Below are 16,627 nucleotides of genomic sequence, written 5' to 3'. Positions count from 1 at the left end.
TCGTGCGTGTCGTGCGGGCGGGAGGGAGGGAGGGATCAGTCACCTCCGCCCGCGGCGGGCGGGCTCGTGGTCTCTGTCGGGGCCGGCGTCGTCGGCGGATCCGTCGGGTCCGGATCCGGGTGAGCGATGACTCCGGGTCGCTCATCACTCCACTTGGTACGTTGCCCACCGAGGAACTCCGTCACCGCGCCCACCTGGACCTGGAACTTCGTTCCGTCGAGCACGTCAGGGTGCGTCCACGCACGCTGTCCCTTGGTGGCTTCGTACTCCTTGACCTCGCCGCCGTCGATCCGGATGCGCACCAGGAACTTCTGCAGCTTCCAGAACTTTGACGGGTTGTCGTAGGTCCAGCTGATGCACGCCCGGCCATAGTCACACGTGACAACAGACGCGATGGGTGCCCCAGGCTCCGGAGGAGCAGTCACGCTGTATGACTCCTCCGATACCGCACTCTGCCCGTAGCGGTTCATCGTCGCCAAACTCGCCTTGACGACCGTACCTGCGGGGATCTCCGTCGAACCGCTGGAAAAGACGACGGTCTCGCCCGACGGCACCGTCCGCTCCTCGGTCTTGACGCCGTCGATGAACAGGCGCGCGACCGTGCTCGCGCCAAGGTCGCCGCCGAGCTCCGCCCCTTCTGGCGCCCTGACAGAGATCTTGTAGGCTGCGGGCCCCGAGCCGGGGTCCGGGGTCACCTTGCCAGCCAATGGAGCAGTGATCACCGGCAGGCCCGGGATCGACAACCAATCGGCCGAGCAAACCTCGCTCGAACCCGACTCCGGAACGGTGCATGCCTTGACATTCACAGTCGGCGAGTCCGTGCCTCCCGCGACCCCGTCAGCGGTGAAGGACTCCGAGGTCACCGTGGACTCTCTCGATCCGAACTTGACTCGGTAGTGATCGATCTGAATGCCCACCCCACCCGTCTCCTTGGGAGCGCTCCATGAGTAGGTCACGCGGCCGTTTCCGAACTGGTTGTCCTCGAACCCTTGTGCCTTGCCTCCTGTCGCGGAGAGGGGGGCTGCCCACGTCCGGACGGTCGTGTTTCCGGGCATTCCGTCGCCTGCCTTGTTCGAGGCGACGACGGCAATCTGGTAGACGACGCCGTTACGCGCGCCTTCGAGCTGGACCGAAGTGCCGCTTGACGTTCTGCCGGTGATTGGACTTCCGCCACCCTCCGGTGTCGCCGTCACCACGTAGCTCTTGATCGCCGCCCCGTTGGTCGCCGAGGCCTCCCACCTGACGTCGACGACTCCACTACCGATCGCGCTCTTGGCGTTGCGGATCGCGGTGACGCTAGTCGGTGCCCCCGGCTTGCCCGCGGGGACCTCGGTCGCCGTCGGGGACCACGGGCCCTCCTGGTCGCGGCTCGAGACCGCGCGCACGCGCACCGAGTACTGCTCCCCGTTGCGCAGACCCTCGAAGGTCCGCGAGAGGCCGCTCACGTCGACGGTGCCCGCCGGCGCGCCCGTGCCCCGGAGCTCGACGCGGTACTTCGCGACCGGCGAGCCCTCCGTCTTCGGCTCGTTCCATCGCACGTCGAGGGTTCCGTCGCCGAACGTCACCGTCGGCACGGCCGGGGCCTCGGGCAGCGTGTCGGGTGTCGCCGGACCCGCCTTCGAGGACTGCTCCGACGAACCGATCGCGTTGGTCGCGCGGACGCTGAACGTGTAGTCGGTGCCGTTCGTGAGGTCGTTGAGCGTGCAGCTCGTCGCCGCGCACGCGTACTCCTTGCCCGCTTGGTCGACGACCGTGTAGCCCGTGATGGGCGACCCGTTCGCCGCGGGTGCGAGCCACGAGAGCTCGACCGACCGGTTGCCGACGGTGCCGATCCTCAGGCCCGTCGGGGCGTCCGGCACGGACCGCACGTTGAGGACGATCTGACCGCCGACCTCGCGCGTCGGGTCGTCGGTCTCGTCCCGCACCGCGAAGCGCACCGTGATCCGCCCGACGTGGTCGGCGGGCGGCGTCACCGTGACGCTCGAGTCGCTCTTCGAGACCGCAGCGGACACGCCGGGCGTCTCGTTCGCCGCTGACACGACGTGCAGTGCGCGTGTGAACGGGTTGAACGAGCCGTCAAGCACGTCGAACGTCACCGTCTCGCCGGCCGTCACGTCACGCTCGACGTTCGAGACACGCGCGAGCGGCTTGTCCGACGCGAGCACGCGGAAGTCGATCTGCGCCGGCAGGCTCTGCCCGTCGCCGTATCCGATCGCGAGGCTCACCGTGCCGACGGCGCCGCGGGTCGCACCCGCTGCGGCCGAGAGCGTGAGGACGGAACCCGAGAGTGTCGCCGTGACGCCCGAGGAACCGCTCGGCGCCTGGACGAGCGAGTACGTGTACCGGTTCTGCTCGGCGACGATGCCCTCGGGGCCGATCGTCACGCGCGTGAGGTCGAGCGAGATCGCCTCGCCGCCCTGCGCGACCTCGAGGAGGCGCGGCGCGAACGTCGGCGGGACCGTCGCGGTCGCGAACACCGTGATGGGCAGCGAGATCGTCGCCGTGCGAGTACCGGGCATGCCGACTGGGCCGTCGATGACGTCGAACGTGATCGACGCGGGGCCGCCCTGGAACGACTTGTCGGAGACGTAGCGCAGCGTCGTCTCGTCCTGGACGAGCTTCGAGCCGTCGTGACGCGTCGCCGAGACCGACTCCTCGGACGCGATGCGCGCCGTCTTGCCGGGGCCGACCTGGACGAACTCGGCGATGTCGATGAGGAGCTCCTCGCCGGCGCCGACGCGCAGCTCACGCGCCTTGGGGCGCTTGATCGGCGGGAACTCACCGTAGGCCGGGACCGTGACGAACGCGTACGCGTGAGCGCCCTCGGCCTCGGGTCGGGTGTTCGTCAGGAGGAACGGCACCGTGCGACCGGTGTCGCCGAGCGTCACCTCGACCTTGCCGTCCGGCGTCACCCGCGCCATGTCGGCGTGCGACGCCGGGACGGTGAGCGCGAGGTCGGACAGCGGGCCCGACGGGTTGACCGCGACCGCGAGCACGTCGACCGCGACCGACGTCTTGCCGATCGTCTCCGTCGCGGGCACGACGACGTCGTTGGCGACCGGCGGCAGGATCGTCGCGTCGGTCGACACGACGATCGCGAGCGTCGCCGTCGCCCAGCTCCCGAACTGGTTCGTCACGCGGTACGGCACGTTGTACGTGCCAGGCTTCTCGGGGGCCGTCGCGACGATGCGGCGCCCCTCGACGGTCAGCTCCGCGATGCCCTCGACCGGCTTGAGCTCCGGGTCGAGCGTGAGGTCGCCGCCGGACGGGTCGACGTCGTTGAGCAGGACGCGCACCTCGACGCGCTCGCCGGGTCGGACGCGCACCTCGTCGTCGCGCGCGACGATCGCCGGCGGGTCGGCGGGCGCCTTCGCGACGCCGACGCGCACCGTCGCGACGGCACGCTGGCCGACCCAGTCCTCGACCGCGTACGTGAACGTGTCCGTGCCGCTCGACTCAGCGAACGCCTCGTACTCGAGGTAGTCGGGCCCGACGGACATGATGCGCCCGAGCGCGGGCGCGGACGCCTGTCCGAGCAGCTGGACGCCGTCACCGTCGTCGTCGATGCCGACGAGCGGGATCTGCACGCGCACCCGCTGGCCCGAGAACACGCGCGCCTCAACGTCCTTGGGGCGCGGCGGCGCCTTCGTCGCCGGGTCGGACGCGCGCACGTTGATCGTCACGCGCGCCGCGGCCTCGTTGCCGTGCGGATCGACGACCGCGAAGCGCGCGGTCGCCGTCGACGGCGACGACGGCGCCTGGAAGCGCAGGACGTCGCCCGAGACGAACATGAGGCCGTCGGTCGGCTCCTCGACGAGCGTGCGGCGCAGCGACACCGTGTCACCGTCCGGGTCGGAGGCCCCGTCGAGGACGGGGATCGTCACGACGCCGCCCGTGCGGACCGACACCTCGACGTCCTGGACGACGGGGGCCCGGTCCTTCGCCTCGGCGGCCGTCGGGATGACGAGGATCTCCCCCGTCGACTCCGTGAGGCCGTTGGAGACGGTGTAGCGGACCTTCTCGGGGCGCTCGAGCTGCCTCGTCGACGTGATGCGCAGCAGCTCGTGCTGCACGATGCCGAGGCGCAGCGCGGAGCCCTCCTCCGCACGCACCGACGTCAGCACGAGCACGAGCCCGTTGGGGTCGGTGTCGTTGGCCGTCGGCGCGATCGTCACCTCGCCGCCGTTCGGCAGCATCGCGCGGTCGCTCACCGCGACCGGCGGCAGGACGCTCTCGGGGCGCTGAAGCACCTCGATGCGCGCAAGACCGCGCGCCGTCTGCGAGCCCGCGGTCACCGTGAACGGAACGTAGTAGGAGCCCGCCGTCGGCGCCGAGAAAGAGAACGTCCCGGTCGCGAGGTCGGGCGCGATGTCGACGCCATCGACGACGTCGACGGCCGTGAGCGCGACGGGCGCCACCGTCGTCGGGCGCACCGCCTCGAGGACGTCGACCTGCACGGGCGTGTCGACGAACGTCTCGGCGAGCACCGGGTCGAGCCGGGGCGGCAGCGTGCCCGCGGCCCGCACGTCGACGAAGACCTCGCCCTCGACGGGCTCCGACGTGCCGTCCGTCACGCGCACGACGACCTTGTGCCGGCCGAGACGGTCGCCCGCCTGGAAGCGCAGCAGCCCGTCCTGGCGCGACGTCACCTGCGCGCCCTCGCCCGTGCTCGCACCGACGAGACGCAGGTCGTCGCCGTCGGGGTCGACGAACGCCGCGAGCACGTCGATCTCCGTCATCGCACGCGCCTCGACCTCGACGACCGGCACCCGGACCTGCTTGGGCTGGCCATCGACGCCGTCGGCCGCGATGCGGATCGTCACGGTCGACGTGGGCGGCGTGGTGCGCCGGCGACCGTCCGAGACCGTGTAGGCGAGCGTGTACGTACCGGACGCCCCCGGGCGCACGACGACCTGGAGCGCACGTCCACCCGCGATGGGCTGGATGCGACCCACGTCCTCGGGGAGCGGCTCGACGGTCGCGACAGTGAGGACGCCGCACTCCGTGTTGACGTCGTTGTCGAGCACCGGCAGGACTGTCGTGCGGCCCGCGCGGGCGCCGAACGTGTCGGCCTCCGGCATCGGCTCCGACTCCTCCTCCCGGCACGCGTCGACCGAGTCGTCCTTCTCCTGGTCCTGCGCGTCAGCGTCGGCGTCGTTCTCCGACTCCGTCCGGTCCTCGATGTCCTGCCAGTTCGGCGTGAGCATCTGCGGGACGTCCTCGGGGAGCCACATCATGCCCCCGACGACGTCGTTGAGGACGACGACCCCGCGGTTGACCCGGTAGCGGAGCTTGGTCGTCGGCGTCATGCCGTCGAGGCTCTCGACCTGGTCGTCCTGACCCGCGCAGCGGCGCAGGTAGCTCGCCGTGGGCGTCGACCACGCGCCGTACTCGCAGCCGCGCGCGACGACGGGTGCGGCAGCGTCTCCCGTCGATCCTGGCGTGACGAGCTCGTGCTTGCCGCCGTCCATGGGGATGCGGACGAGGTTCGTGCCGGTCGCGACGAGCGCGACGTCGTGCGCGGGGCCCGTGAGCTGCAGGACGGGGTCCGCTCCCGCGTCCGAGATGTCGCGCGACCAGTCGTCGCTGAAGATCGTCGTGCCTGCGAGGACCACGAGACGGTCGCCGACCGCCGCCGCCTGGACCGGCTGCGCGATGCCACCGACGACCGCGTCGACGCCGGCCGGCGGGTTCGCGGACGCTGCGAGCGCCGCGGTGACGGCCTCCCCCGCAGCCTTCATCGTGCCGTCCTCCGTGAACGAGAGCGCCTCATCGTCGAGGTCGCCCCGGTGCACGACACCTGTGGCGGGGTCGAGCGCGACGACGTCGCCGGATTCGGTCGCGACGGCGAGAGCCCCCGCGCCGAGCGTGAGCGTCGCCGTGTCCGGGTCGAGCTTGAGCGCACCGAGGTCGCTCGCACGGCCCGCCCACACGTGGCCGTCCGCCGACGTCACCACGTAGGAGCCGCCGGCGACGGACACGCGCTCCGTGCCCGTCGTCTCGACCGTGCTGGTGAGAGCCACGGACGCCGGGTCGACGACCGTGAGACCACCAGGCTCGACGAGCACGACGTCAGAGCCCGACTGCAGGACCTCGAAGAGGTTGCCGGACTGCGCGACGAGTCCTTCCTCGAGCTCCTTGACCTGTGAGTTGTAGCGCGCGAGCTTCTGCTGGTGCCGGTACGTCAGCCACACGCCGCCGTCGTTGAGCTCGACCTGCTCGACCGTGACGCCGGGGTTGACGAGCGCGAGCGTCGCGAGGATCGCGGGCACGAGGCCGACGGCCGAGTACGTCGCCCAGCGGCGGCGCGGCGAGAGACCTGCCGCCCGGTCGAGCTGCCTGGCCCTGCGATTGCTCGTGGTCACCGGAAGCACCCTTCGAGCGGGGTCGTCGACATCTGGCCGTTGCTCCGCACGAGCGAGACCTCGATGCACACGCGGTCCTCGCCGTCCGGCACGGGCACGTCGACGTACGGGAGCTCGACGCGTTCACGGTTCTCGGAGTCCTCGAGGCCCCAGAGGTAGCCGTCGCCCTCGAGCGGCTCCGGGTTGACCCACGTGAAGCGCACGAGACCCTCGCTCACCACGGACGACTGGAGGTTCGTGGGCGAGGGCACGCGTCCCGACGTGATCGTCGTCGGCTCCGGGCTCGGCTCGGCCGTCGTCACCGTCGGGCTCGGGCTCGGCCCGACGCCGGCGTCGCGACCGAAGGCGAGGTAGGCGGCGCCGAGGAGCACCCCTGCGAGGACGATGACGGAGACGACGATCGCGACGGTGCGGCCCGCGCCGCCCCGCGACGCACCCGGGGCCTGCACCGTGGCGGGCGCGGCGGCCATGGGCTGGGGCGCCGGCGCGAGGTAGCTCGGGCTGCTCGGCGCGACCGGCGCACCCGGGTAGCCGTACGCGCCCGGAGCCGCCGGGGTGCCGAAGGGCGCCGCCGCGGGGGCCGACGCCACGGGGGCGTAGGGCGCGGGGACGGGCGCCACAGGGGCCTGCGGCGGAGCCGGCGACTGCGCCGACGGGTCGATCGTCACGATGGGACGCGCACGCGTCGCCTCCGCCGTGACCTCGGCCGTCGCCGGACGTGCGCGCGGCACCGCGCGCTCCGCGGGGTCGAGCACGTCGATCTGCGTCACCGTGAGACCGAGCGAGCGCTCGATCTGCTGGAGAGCGTGCGCGAGGCCGACGGCCGTCGGGTAACGCCGCACCGGGTCCTTGCTCATCGAGCGGGCGAGCACCGCCTGGAGCGCGGGCGGCACGTCGTCGCGGTCGATGTTCGGCAGCGGCGAGCGCTCGATGCGGTAGATGAGGTCGGCGGCGCCGTTCGGCTGCCCCGCGATCTCGAACGGAGAGCGGCCGGCGAGCATCGAGTAGACGGTCGCGCCGAGCGAGTAGACGTCGGCACGCGTGTCGCCGTGCGGGTCCGACTGCAGGAGCTCGGGCGGGGACCACGGGATCGACATGCCCGTGCCCGCGGCGCCCGCACCACCGGTCGCGGCGGCGATGCCGAAGTCCGTGAGCGCGGGGTAGCCGAAGTCGGTCGTGAGGATGTTCGCCGGCTTGATGTCACGGTGGAGGATCCCGAGCCGGTGCGCGGACTCGACCGCGGACGCGAGCCGGATCCCCGTGCGCAGCGTCTCCTGCACGGAGATCCGCTCGGTGCGGTAGCGCGCCCCGATGCCTGGCCGCGAGCAGTACTCCATGACGAGGTACGGCCGGCCGTCGGCCGAGATGTCGGCGTGGTGGATCGTGACGATCGACGGGTGGTGCGAGAGCTGGGCCATGAGGTTGGCCTCGGTCGAGAACCGCACGCGCGTCTCGTCGTCGAGCGAGCTCGCGAGCAGCACCTTGACCGCCACGGAACGTGACGGCAGGTCCTGGCGGTACTCGAAGACGTCCGCGAACCCACCGAGCCCGAGAAGCTTGACGTACTCGAAGCCAGGGATCAGCGGCGGGCTCGCGGGCTCTCGACGTGCTCTCACCGGTCGCGCACCACCGAAAAGGTGACGCCGTCGCCGATGTCGACGGTCGCGCCGAGGGCGAGGAGCGTCGGCACGCCCGGGGCGAGGCGCACGGGTGCGCCTCCGGCGGCGTGGACGACGACACCGTTGGTCGAGTGGAGGTCCGTGACGAACACGCGGTCTCCGTCGTCCTGCACCTGCGCGTGCGTGCGCGAGATGTCGTGGTGCGGGCTCGGCACCGTGACGAGACGCGGCAGCGAACGGTTGGGCACGCGGCTCACGACGGGAGCGCGGCCGATGAGGACCGTGCGCTCGAGCGTGACGACGAGGCCGGACGACATGACGAGGCCGGACGACATGACGAGCTTTGCTGGGCCGCGCTCGGCCGGGACCGCGAACGGACCCGGCACACGGTCACCCTTCCACGTGGGGAGGTTCTTGCGGATCTCGACCAGGTCCGAGCTCATGACCGTGAACCCGTCGTGGTCCGCGACCGCGTCGACGCGCGAGCTCGCGGCGACCGGCGCCGGCACGGGCGGGGGAAGGAGAGCAGGCACGGGCGGGGGCACGGGGGCCTGGGGCAGCGAGATCGACGGCTCCGGCGTGGCCGGCGGCAGCGGCGGCGCCGCAGCCTTCTGAGCCTCCGCCGCGGCGATCGCGTCGACCTGCGCCCGCAGGCCGCCGTCGACGCCGAGGATCGTCATGGCATCGAGGTGGTCCTCGTCGAACGAGAGATCGCGCTGCGGTGCTGCGCCGTGCGCGGCCCCGATCGCGTCGACCTGCGCCCGCAGGCCGCTGTCGACACCGAGGATCGTCATGGCATCGAGGTGGTCCTCGTCGGACGGGAGGTCCTGCTCAGGCTCCGCGTCGACGATGTGGACGCCGGCCGAGGGGGTCAGTGGCGAGTCGGCCGTCGTGACGTCCTGCTCCGGAGGCTCCGTCGCCGAGGCGATGGCCTCGACCTGCGCCCGAAGCTCGGGCGTCACGCGCAGGACCGTGTCGTCGTCCTCGTCGAGGTCCCCCTCGGGAATCGGGTCCTCGACCGGCGCCGCTGGCGCCACGAGGACGGTCCCCGTCCCGTGGGGCGAGGCCTCGGCGACCAGTCCGAGCTCGACGGCCGCTGACGGCACGACCGCGGCGAGGACAGGGAGCGACCCGCCGGGCGCGCGCACGGCACCGAAGGCCTCGAGGACGAGGCTGCTCGCCTCACCGATCTCGAGCTCGTTCCACCGGCCGGGCTCGCCACGGTGGACGTCCTGCCCGGTCAGGGTGCGCACCGAGAGCACGACGTCACCGAGCAGCGCGGCCTGGACGGCACCGCCGACGACGGACACGGCGCCGCACGCAGGCACCGCATCGCCGACGAGACCGCGCACCTCAGAGATGCCTGCACCGTCACGCAACGCGTCCCAGACCTCACCGAGGAGGCCCGGCGTCGTGAGCGACGGGAGCAGGACGGCGACGCCGTCCGTGACGACCGCGTACCAGTCGCCCGGGACCGAACGGGGGACGATCACAGCGCACCTCCCACCGGGGGCGGGGGTGGCGGCGGGACGGGACCGACGCCGGCAGGCGCGACCCTCGCGGACCCGGCTGCGGGCGTGCGCACGGCCTCGCGGGGCACGGTCTCGCCGTGGAGCTCCTCGTCCCAGCGCGTGCCGCCCGCCGCGCGACGCTGCGCGCGGATCTTCTCGAGCGAGCCGCGCGTCACCGTCGCGTCGTCGATCGGCAGGTCCATCCACGTCGATGCGACGTCGACGACGACGACCGTGACGTTGTCCCGGCCGCCGGCCTCGACCGCCGCACCGACGAGCCAGTCAGCAGCCTGCTGGGGGTCGTCGAGCGTCGTGAGCGCCTGGAGGATCGTCTCGTCGTCGAGCTCGCTCGTCAGACCGTCCGAGCAGAGCATGAGCCGGTCGTTGGCCGCGACGGGGATGAGCCAGTAGTCCGGGTCCGGGTCCGAGCCCGTGCCGACCGCCCGCGTGATGACGTGGCGCTCGGGGTGCACACGCGCGTCGGCGAGAGAGATCTCTCCCCTGTCGACGAGCTCCTGGACGACCGAGTGGTCGACGCTCACCTGCTCGAGCGCACCGTCGTTGACGCGGTAGACGCGCGAGTCTCCGATGTTGAAGACGAGCCAGTACTCCGCGCCGTCGACCTCGGTGACCGCAGCACCCGCGACGGTCGTGCCGCCGATGCGGGCCCCGAGGGTCTCGCGCATGCGGGCGCCCGCGAGCGTGAACGCGTCGTGCACCGCGTCGGGCGCGACCGAGTCGTGGCCGACGAGCGTCGAGAACGCGTCGACGACGATCCGGCTCGCGACGTTGCCCGCGTCATGACCGCCCATGCCGTCGGCGACGAGGAAGACGGGCGGCACCGCGAGGAGCGCGTCCTCGTTGAGCGAGCGGATGCGCCCGCGGTCGGTGGCTGATCCCCAGAGAGTGTGCACGTGTGTCCTCAGGCGCCGCGGAACTCGAACGAGACGGAGTAGTCACCGAAGGTGACGCTCGACCCCTCAGGCAGACGGACCACCTGGTGCTCGGCGCAGATGATCTGCTGCCCGTCGGCAAGCGTCACGACAGTGCCGTTCGTCGACGCACGGTCGGCTGCCCAGATGCCCTCGGAGTCGACGCCGATCATCACGTGCGTCTTCGACACGGAGCGGCCCGGGTCCGAGACCCGGACGAGCTCGCCGACCTGCTCACCCTCGCCCGCGGCGGGGTTGCGGCCGATGAGGACCGTCTCCGTGATCGTCAGCTCGCGGCCGTCAGAGATCCGCAGGAGCGCCGAGACCGGGATCGAGTCGTCCGTCGCGTCCGCCACCGCGGGGGTCTCCGGGCGCAGGCGCGTGAGCTCGAGGTCCTCGTCGAGCTCGAGGCCGCCGTGGACCGGTGCGGGCGCCGCAGCGGGCTGGGCGCCGTAGGCCGGGGTGGCAGGCTGCGCCGCGTAGCCGGGGGCTGGCTGCTCCCCGTACGCGGGGGCTGGCGGGGCCGGGTACGCCGCGGGCGCGACGGCCGCAGGCTGGTGAAGACGGCCAGGGACGCTCGTGATGAGCGGACCGCCCGCGACCGCGGGCGCAGGCTGGACCGGCGCAGACACGGGGGCGGGCGCGCTCGCCGCCGGGTACCCCGGGGCGGGGTCCGGGACGCCAGGAGCCGCGGGGTTGCCGGGTGCGGCCACAGCAGGCACCGGGGGCGCGGGGTGACCTGGAGCCGGCGTCGCCGGGTAGCCGGGCGCAGGCGGTGCCGGGTAGCCCGGCGCAGGCGTTGCCGGATAGCCGGGAGCGGGCGGCGCGGGGTACGCGGCGGCGGGGGCGGCCGGCGCTGGAGGCGCGGGGTACCCGGAGGGCGCGGGCGGTGCCGGGTACGCCGCGGCGGGGGCCGCCGGGTAGCCGGGAGCGGGCGGGCCGGGGACGGCGGCCGGCGGCTGCGGGGGCAGTCCGGCACCGGGGTGCGGTGCGGGAGCGGCGGGCACGCCGGCACCCGGGTAGCCCGCAGGCACGGATGCGGCGACCGGAGCGGCCTCGGCGCGGACAGGACGCGGGCTCATGGGCTGCCCCGGCACCGCAAAGGTGGGGACAGCGCCGGACGCCGCCGACGACCTCGACGCCCGGGGCGCACCGGAACGCGACCCGGCGGCGGTGCCGTCGATGACGTTCGAGGACGCGGCCTTGTCGTGCCAGCCGGCCCGCCGGCCCGAGGAGTCCATGAAGATCGAGATGACGTTGAGGAAGACGATGCACGCGAGAAGGCCGTTGACGAGCTCACGGACGAAGGCCCGACCGAAACCGATCGTCGAACCCGTCGTCGCGTCGACGATCGAGATGCCCATGACCTTCTTGCCGATCGACCAGCCCTTCGAGCCGACCAACCAGACCTGGACGAAGAAGAGAACACCCACGAGGAGAGACCCGATCCCCATGCGTCCGGCGGCCGCGGCGAGCTCCTCCGCCGTCGTCGCCGAGGCCAGCCCCATGGAGAACGGGATGAGAAGGAGACTGCTGAGGAACCCGTCGACCAGTCGGGCGCCGAAGCGCTTGCCGAGCGTCGCGGGAACGCCGACGCCCCCTGCTGCGGCCATGGAGTAGCTGCTCACCGTTGACGTCACTCTCCCTGTCGTACCACTTGCCTGGCGCCGTCCGGGCCCGGCGTCGCCGGGGCCGCGCTCGGGCCCCGTGGCACGGTCCGGCCGTGCTGTGCAAGGGTACACGCGCCCCCGTTCCCCGGCATCAGGGGGACCGCGACGATCTCGGCGCTCGCGCGGCACCCGCCGCGGCAAGCACCGCCGACCTGCGCAGAGGCGTCAGGAGGCCCGGTCGACCATCGCGTCCGCGAACGCGACGAGGGTCGCCTTGACCCGGCCCTCGGGGAGGCCGGCGATCTCCGCGACAGCGTCCCGTGCCCACCGGGCGGCGAGCTCGCGAGTCGCGCCGACGACCTCGTGGCTCCGGAGCCGCTCGAGCACGTCAGCGAGCACCTCGTCGTCGGAGAGGTCCGAGTCGAGCAGGGCGACGAGCTCAGCATCCGCCGAGGTGCCCTCCCCCGCCGCGGCACGACGGCGCAGCAGGATCGTCGGCATCGTCGGGACCTGCTCGCGCAGGTCGGTCCCCGGGGTCTTGCCCGTGAGGTCGCCCGTGCTCGTGAGGTCGATGACGTCGTCGGCCAGCTGGAACGCGACGCCCAGACGCTCGCCGTACGCGGCGACCATCTGCGCGACCTCGTCCGAGCAGCCTGCGAAACGCGCACCGAAGAGTGCGGAGGTCGCGAGCAGCGACGCCGTCTTGTCGGCGAGCACCCCGATGTAGTGCTCGACCGCGTCGTCGGACTCGCGCGGACCGATCGACTCGCGCATCTGCCCGAGGCAGAGGCGCTCGAACGTCGCGGCCTGGATCTTCACGGCCTCCGTGCCGAGCCCCGCGACGAGGCCCGAGGCCCGCGCGAAGAGGAGGTCGCCCGTGAGGATCGCGACCGAGTTGCCCCAGACCTCGTGCGCCGCCGGGGCTCCGCGCCGCAGGGGCGCGGAGTCCATGACGTCGTCGTGGTACAGGGTCGCGAGGTGCGTCAGCTCGACGACGACCGCCGCGTCGACGACCTCGGGACGCGTGCCGTCGCCCAGCTCCGCGCACAGGAGCGCGAGGAGCGGGCGCAGCCGCTTGCCGCCCGCGTTGACGAGGTGCCGCGAGGCATCGTCCGCGAGCTCGTCCGTCTGCGTGACGGACTCACGCAGCACGGACTCCACGGTCTCGAGCCGGTCGGCGAGCAGCTGGGCCAGCTCGGCGTCGGGCACAGGGAGCCCGACGCCGGCGGTCGGCGTCGTCGGGGAGGTCACGGGAGGAAGTTCACCGTCTTCTCGAGCAGGTCCAGGACGGGTCCGGGCAGGACCCCGAGAAGAAGAGTACCCACCATCGCCACGACGATCGCGACGCGCGTGCCCACGGAGCCCTTGAGGACCGTCACACCCGCGCCCGTCCGACGCAGCTCCTCCGACAGACGCAGGCCGACGCCCGCCTCCGGCTCACCCGCGAGCGGCGTGCCCACCGGGACGTCCGACGTCGCGCCGAGCGCACCGACCGCGACGACCTCGCGCGCAGGCGCGGGCTCGTCGTCGTCGGACGCCGGGTCGACGAAGAACATGAGGACGATGATGCGCACGTAGAAGAACACGGCGATCGCCGAGCAGAGCACCGCGAGGACCGCGAGCCACCACAGGCCGCCGTCGACCGCGACCTTGAACGCCGTGAACTTCCCGATGAAGCCGGCCGTCAGCGGGATGCCCGCGAACGACAGGAGGAAGACCGAGAACGCCGTCGCGAGGAACGGGCTGCGTCGACCGAGGCCCGCCCACTGCGACAGGTGCGTCGCCTCACCGAGCGTGACGGCGTCCGCCCCACGGCCCTGCGACTCGCGCACGAGCGTGACGACGGCGAACGCGCCGACCGTCGCGAGGCCGTACGCGAGCAGGTAGAAGACGACCGCGCTGTTCATCGGGAAGAGGAACACCGTGCCGTCGTAGGCCGGGACGGCCGCGACCGCGACGAGCACGAAGCCCGCATGAGCGATCGACGAGTACGCGAGCAGACGCTTGACGTCGTGCTGGACGACTCCGAGCACGGAGCCGACGAGCATCGAGAGGACCGCGACGACGACGATCGCCAGCTGGACCTCTTCGCGGAGGTCGAGCCCGATGAACGGCGCGAACCACAGGACGAGGCGCATGACCGCGCCGAACGCCGCGGCCTTCGTGCAGGCCGCCATGAAGCCCGTGATCGACGTCGGGGCACCCTGGTAGACGTCGGGCGTCCACTGGTGGAACGGCACCGCGCCGACCTTGAAGAGCACGCCGACGAGCAGCATGACGATGCCCGTGATGAGCAGCGGACGTCCGCCCACGAGCGCCTCGGGCACCTGGAGCGCGTGGGCGCTCGTGATGTTCCAGAGCTTGATCGTGCCGGAGTAGCCGTACACGAGCGCCATACCCATGAGGAAGAACGCCGACGAGAACGCGCCGAGCAGGAAGTACTTGAGGGACGCCTCCTGCGACAGCAGGCGACGGTGCCGCGCCATGCCAGACATGACGTAGAGCGGCAGCGAGAGGATCTCGAGCGCGATGAACATCGTCAGCAGGTCGCCCGCGGCGGGGAAGAGGATCATGCCGCCGACAGCGAAGAGGAACAGCGGATAGATCTCCGTCTGCTGCAGGCCCTTCGACCGCGCGAGCTCCTCGTAGTCGGAGCCCGGGATCGCGGCGGCCGTCGGAGCGAAGTCGTCAGCACCGCGTGAGCGGTCCGCGACGACGAGCAGCGCGATCGCGGCGACGACAAGGATGACGACCTGGAGCGCGAGCGTGAAGTACGAGACCATGAGCGACCCGCCCATGACCGCGTTGATCTTGTACTCGGTCGGGGCGAGCTGGTCAGCCCAGAGCCACACGTTGACGCCTGCGGCGCCGAGCAGCGCGACGAGCGCGAGCGTCAGCTGGGTCGTGCGGCGAGCGCGCGGGGCCACGAAGGCCTCGACGAGCACGCCGACGACGGCCGCGCCGAGCACGAGCAGGTAGGGCGCGAGCCACTCCCACCAGATCTCCGGCTGGGTGAACTGCGGTGCGGCCGCGATGAGCGGGGTCATGACGCGCTCCCCTCGAGGGCGATGGTCGAGACTGTGACGTCGGCGGGTGCCTCGACGAGGTCGAGCGCCGGACGCGGGTAGAAGCCGAGGACGAGCAGCGCCACGACGAGCGGGGCGACGACCCACTTCTCACGGCCCACCATGTCCGGAAGCCCGCTGAGGTGCTCCTGCTCCGGCCCCGTGAACATCCGCTGGTACGTCAGCAGGACGTAGAGCGCGGCGAGGATGACGACGAACGCCGAGACGATGACGGCCGCCGGGTAGGCCTCGAACGAACCGATGAGGACCATGATCTCGCCGACGAACGGCGCGAGGCCCGGGAGCGACAGCGTCGCGAGACCGGCGATGAGGAAGACGCCCGCGATGATCGGCGTCGTCCGCTGCAGACCGCCGAAGTCGGCGATGCGCTGCGAACGCTGCGGGTGCCGCGCGATGATCATGCCTGCCGTGAGGAACAGCAGGCCGGTCGCGAGGCCGTGACCGAGCATGTAGAACGACGCACCCGCGACCGAGGTCTGCGCGAACGTGAAGATGCCGAGCACCATGACGCCGAAGTGCGACACCGAGGTGTACGCGATGAGTCGCATGAGGTCCTTCTGGCCGAGCGCGAGGAGCGCGCCGTAAAGGACCGAGACGACCGCGAGCACGACGATGACCGGCGCTGCCCACGCCGAGGCGTTCGGGAAGAGCGGGATGCACAGCGTGAGCATGCCGAACGTGCCGACCTTGTCGAGCACGCCGACGAGCAGCGTCGACGTGCCGGCCGGAGCCTGCTGGGCCGCGTCCGGGAGCCACGTGTGCACGGGGAACATCGGCGCCTTGATCGCGAACGCGAGGAAGAAGCCGACGAACAGCAGCCGCTCGGCGTCGCTCGAGAGCTCGAGGCCCGTGAGGTTCGCGGTGAGGAAGCCCTCCGCGCCGCCAGGCCCCTGGAGGAAGAGCGCGATGACCGCGACGAGCATGACGAGCCCGCCCGCGAGCGAGAAGAGCAGGAACTTCACCGCGGCGCCGCGGCGCTGAGGTCCGCCGAACGCGCCGATCATGAAGTAGATCGGGATGAGCATCGCCTCGAACACGACGTAGAAGAGGAAGACGTCGCGCGCCGCGAAGACGAGCGTCATGAACGCGGCGGTGAGGAGGACGAGCGCGAGGTAGTGGCGCAGCCGCTCGACGTCGTCGCCCTGCTCCCGCCACGCCGCGAGGATGACGAGCGGCACGAGGCCGACGCCGAGCGCGACGAGGGCGAGCCCCAGGCCGTCGACGCCCACCGCGTACGACGTGCCGATCTGCGGGATCCACGCGTGCTGCTCGTAGAGCTGGTGGTCACCCGCCCTCGACATGTCGAACTGCGTGAACGCCCCGACGAGGAGGCCGACGTTGACGAGCGAGATGCCGAGGGCGATCTCGCGGACGCGGCTGCGGGCACCACGCGGCAGGCACCACAGGACGACGGCGCCGAGGGCGGCGACGACGACGAGGGCCGTGAGCCACGGGAACGAGGCCGTGAGGTTCTCGGGCACGAGGGATTCCATTCCTTCAGGTC

8 protein-coding genes are annotated in these 16,627 nt (G+C 72.1%); all 8 read right to left on the bottom strand.

The window, feature by feature from the left end:
• Positions 1 to 35 precede the first annotated feature (35 nt).
• Positions 36 to 6,365, bottom strand: a complete 6,330-nt coding sequence (locus G7063_RS02530) for a fibronectin type III domain-containing protein (RefSeq protein WP_166412947.1) — start codon at positions 6,363 to 6,365, stop codon at positions 36 to 38.
• Positions 6,362 to 7,981, bottom strand: a complete 1,620-nt coding sequence (locus tag G7063_RS02525; RefSeq protein ID WP_166412946.1) for a serine/threonine-protein kinase — start codon at positions 7,979 to 7,981, stop codon at positions 6,362 to 6,364. The genes G7063_RS02530 and G7063_RS02525 overlap by 4 nt, the downstream gene beginning before the upstream one ends.
• On the bottom strand, positions 7,978 to 9,477 hold the full coding sequence (locus G7063_RS02520; RefSeq protein WP_166412945.1) for an FHA domain-containing protein: 1,500 nt from the start codon (positions 9,475 to 9,477) through the stop codon (positions 7,978 to 7,980). The genes G7063_RS02525 and G7063_RS02520 overlap by 4 nt, the downstream gene beginning before the upstream one ends.
• Positions 9,474 to 10,409: a PP2C family serine/threonine-protein phosphatase gene (locus tag G7063_RS02515; RefSeq protein WP_166412944.1), complete on the bottom strand. Its 936-nt coding sequence runs from the start codon at positions 10,407 to 10,409 to the stop codon at positions 9,474 to 9,476. The genes G7063_RS02520 and G7063_RS02515 overlap by 4 nt, the downstream gene beginning before the upstream one ends.
• 8 nt (positions 10,410 to 10,417) lie before the next feature.
• Positions 10,418 to 12,040, bottom strand: a complete 1,623-nt coding sequence (locus tag G7063_RS02510) for an RDD family protein (RefSeq protein ID WP_166412943.1) — start codon at positions 12,038 to 12,040, stop codon at positions 10,418 to 10,420.
• 222 nt (positions 12,041 to 12,262) lie between these two features.
• A complete protein-coding gene (locus tag G7063_RS02505; RefSeq protein ID WP_166412942.1) occupies positions 12,263 to 13,288 on the bottom strand; it encodes a polyprenyl synthetase family protein in 1,026 nt (341 codons plus the stop codon).
• The gene (gene nuoN, locus G7063_RS02500) at positions 13,285 to 15,084 is read right to left on the bottom strand and encodes an NADH-quinone oxidoreductase subunit NuoN (RefSeq protein WP_166412941.1); all 1,800 of its coding nucleotides are present in this window, start codon (positions 15,082 to 15,084) and stop codon (positions 13,285 to 13,287) included. The genes G7063_RS02505 and nuoN overlap by 4 nt, the downstream gene beginning before the upstream one ends.
• Complete coding sequence (locus tag G7063_RS02495; protein ID WP_166412940.1) at positions 15,081 to 16,616, bottom strand: NADH-quinone oxidoreductase subunit M; 1,536 nt, start codon at positions 16,614 to 16,616, stop codon at positions 15,081 to 15,083. Before G7063_RS02495 ends, nuoN begins: the two co-directional genes overlap by 4 nt.
• Between the last annotated feature and the right edge of the window lie 11 nt (positions 16,617 to 16,627).

It is taken from the genome of Sanguibacter sp. HDW7 (genome assembly GCF_011300875.1).
Classification (GTDB): domain Bacteria; phylum Actinomycetota; class Actinomycetes; order Actinomycetales; family Cellulomonadaceae; genus Flavimobilis.
The sequence above is the reverse complement of the archived record's forward strand: the minus strand, read 5'-3'. Positions and strand labels throughout refer to the sequence as shown.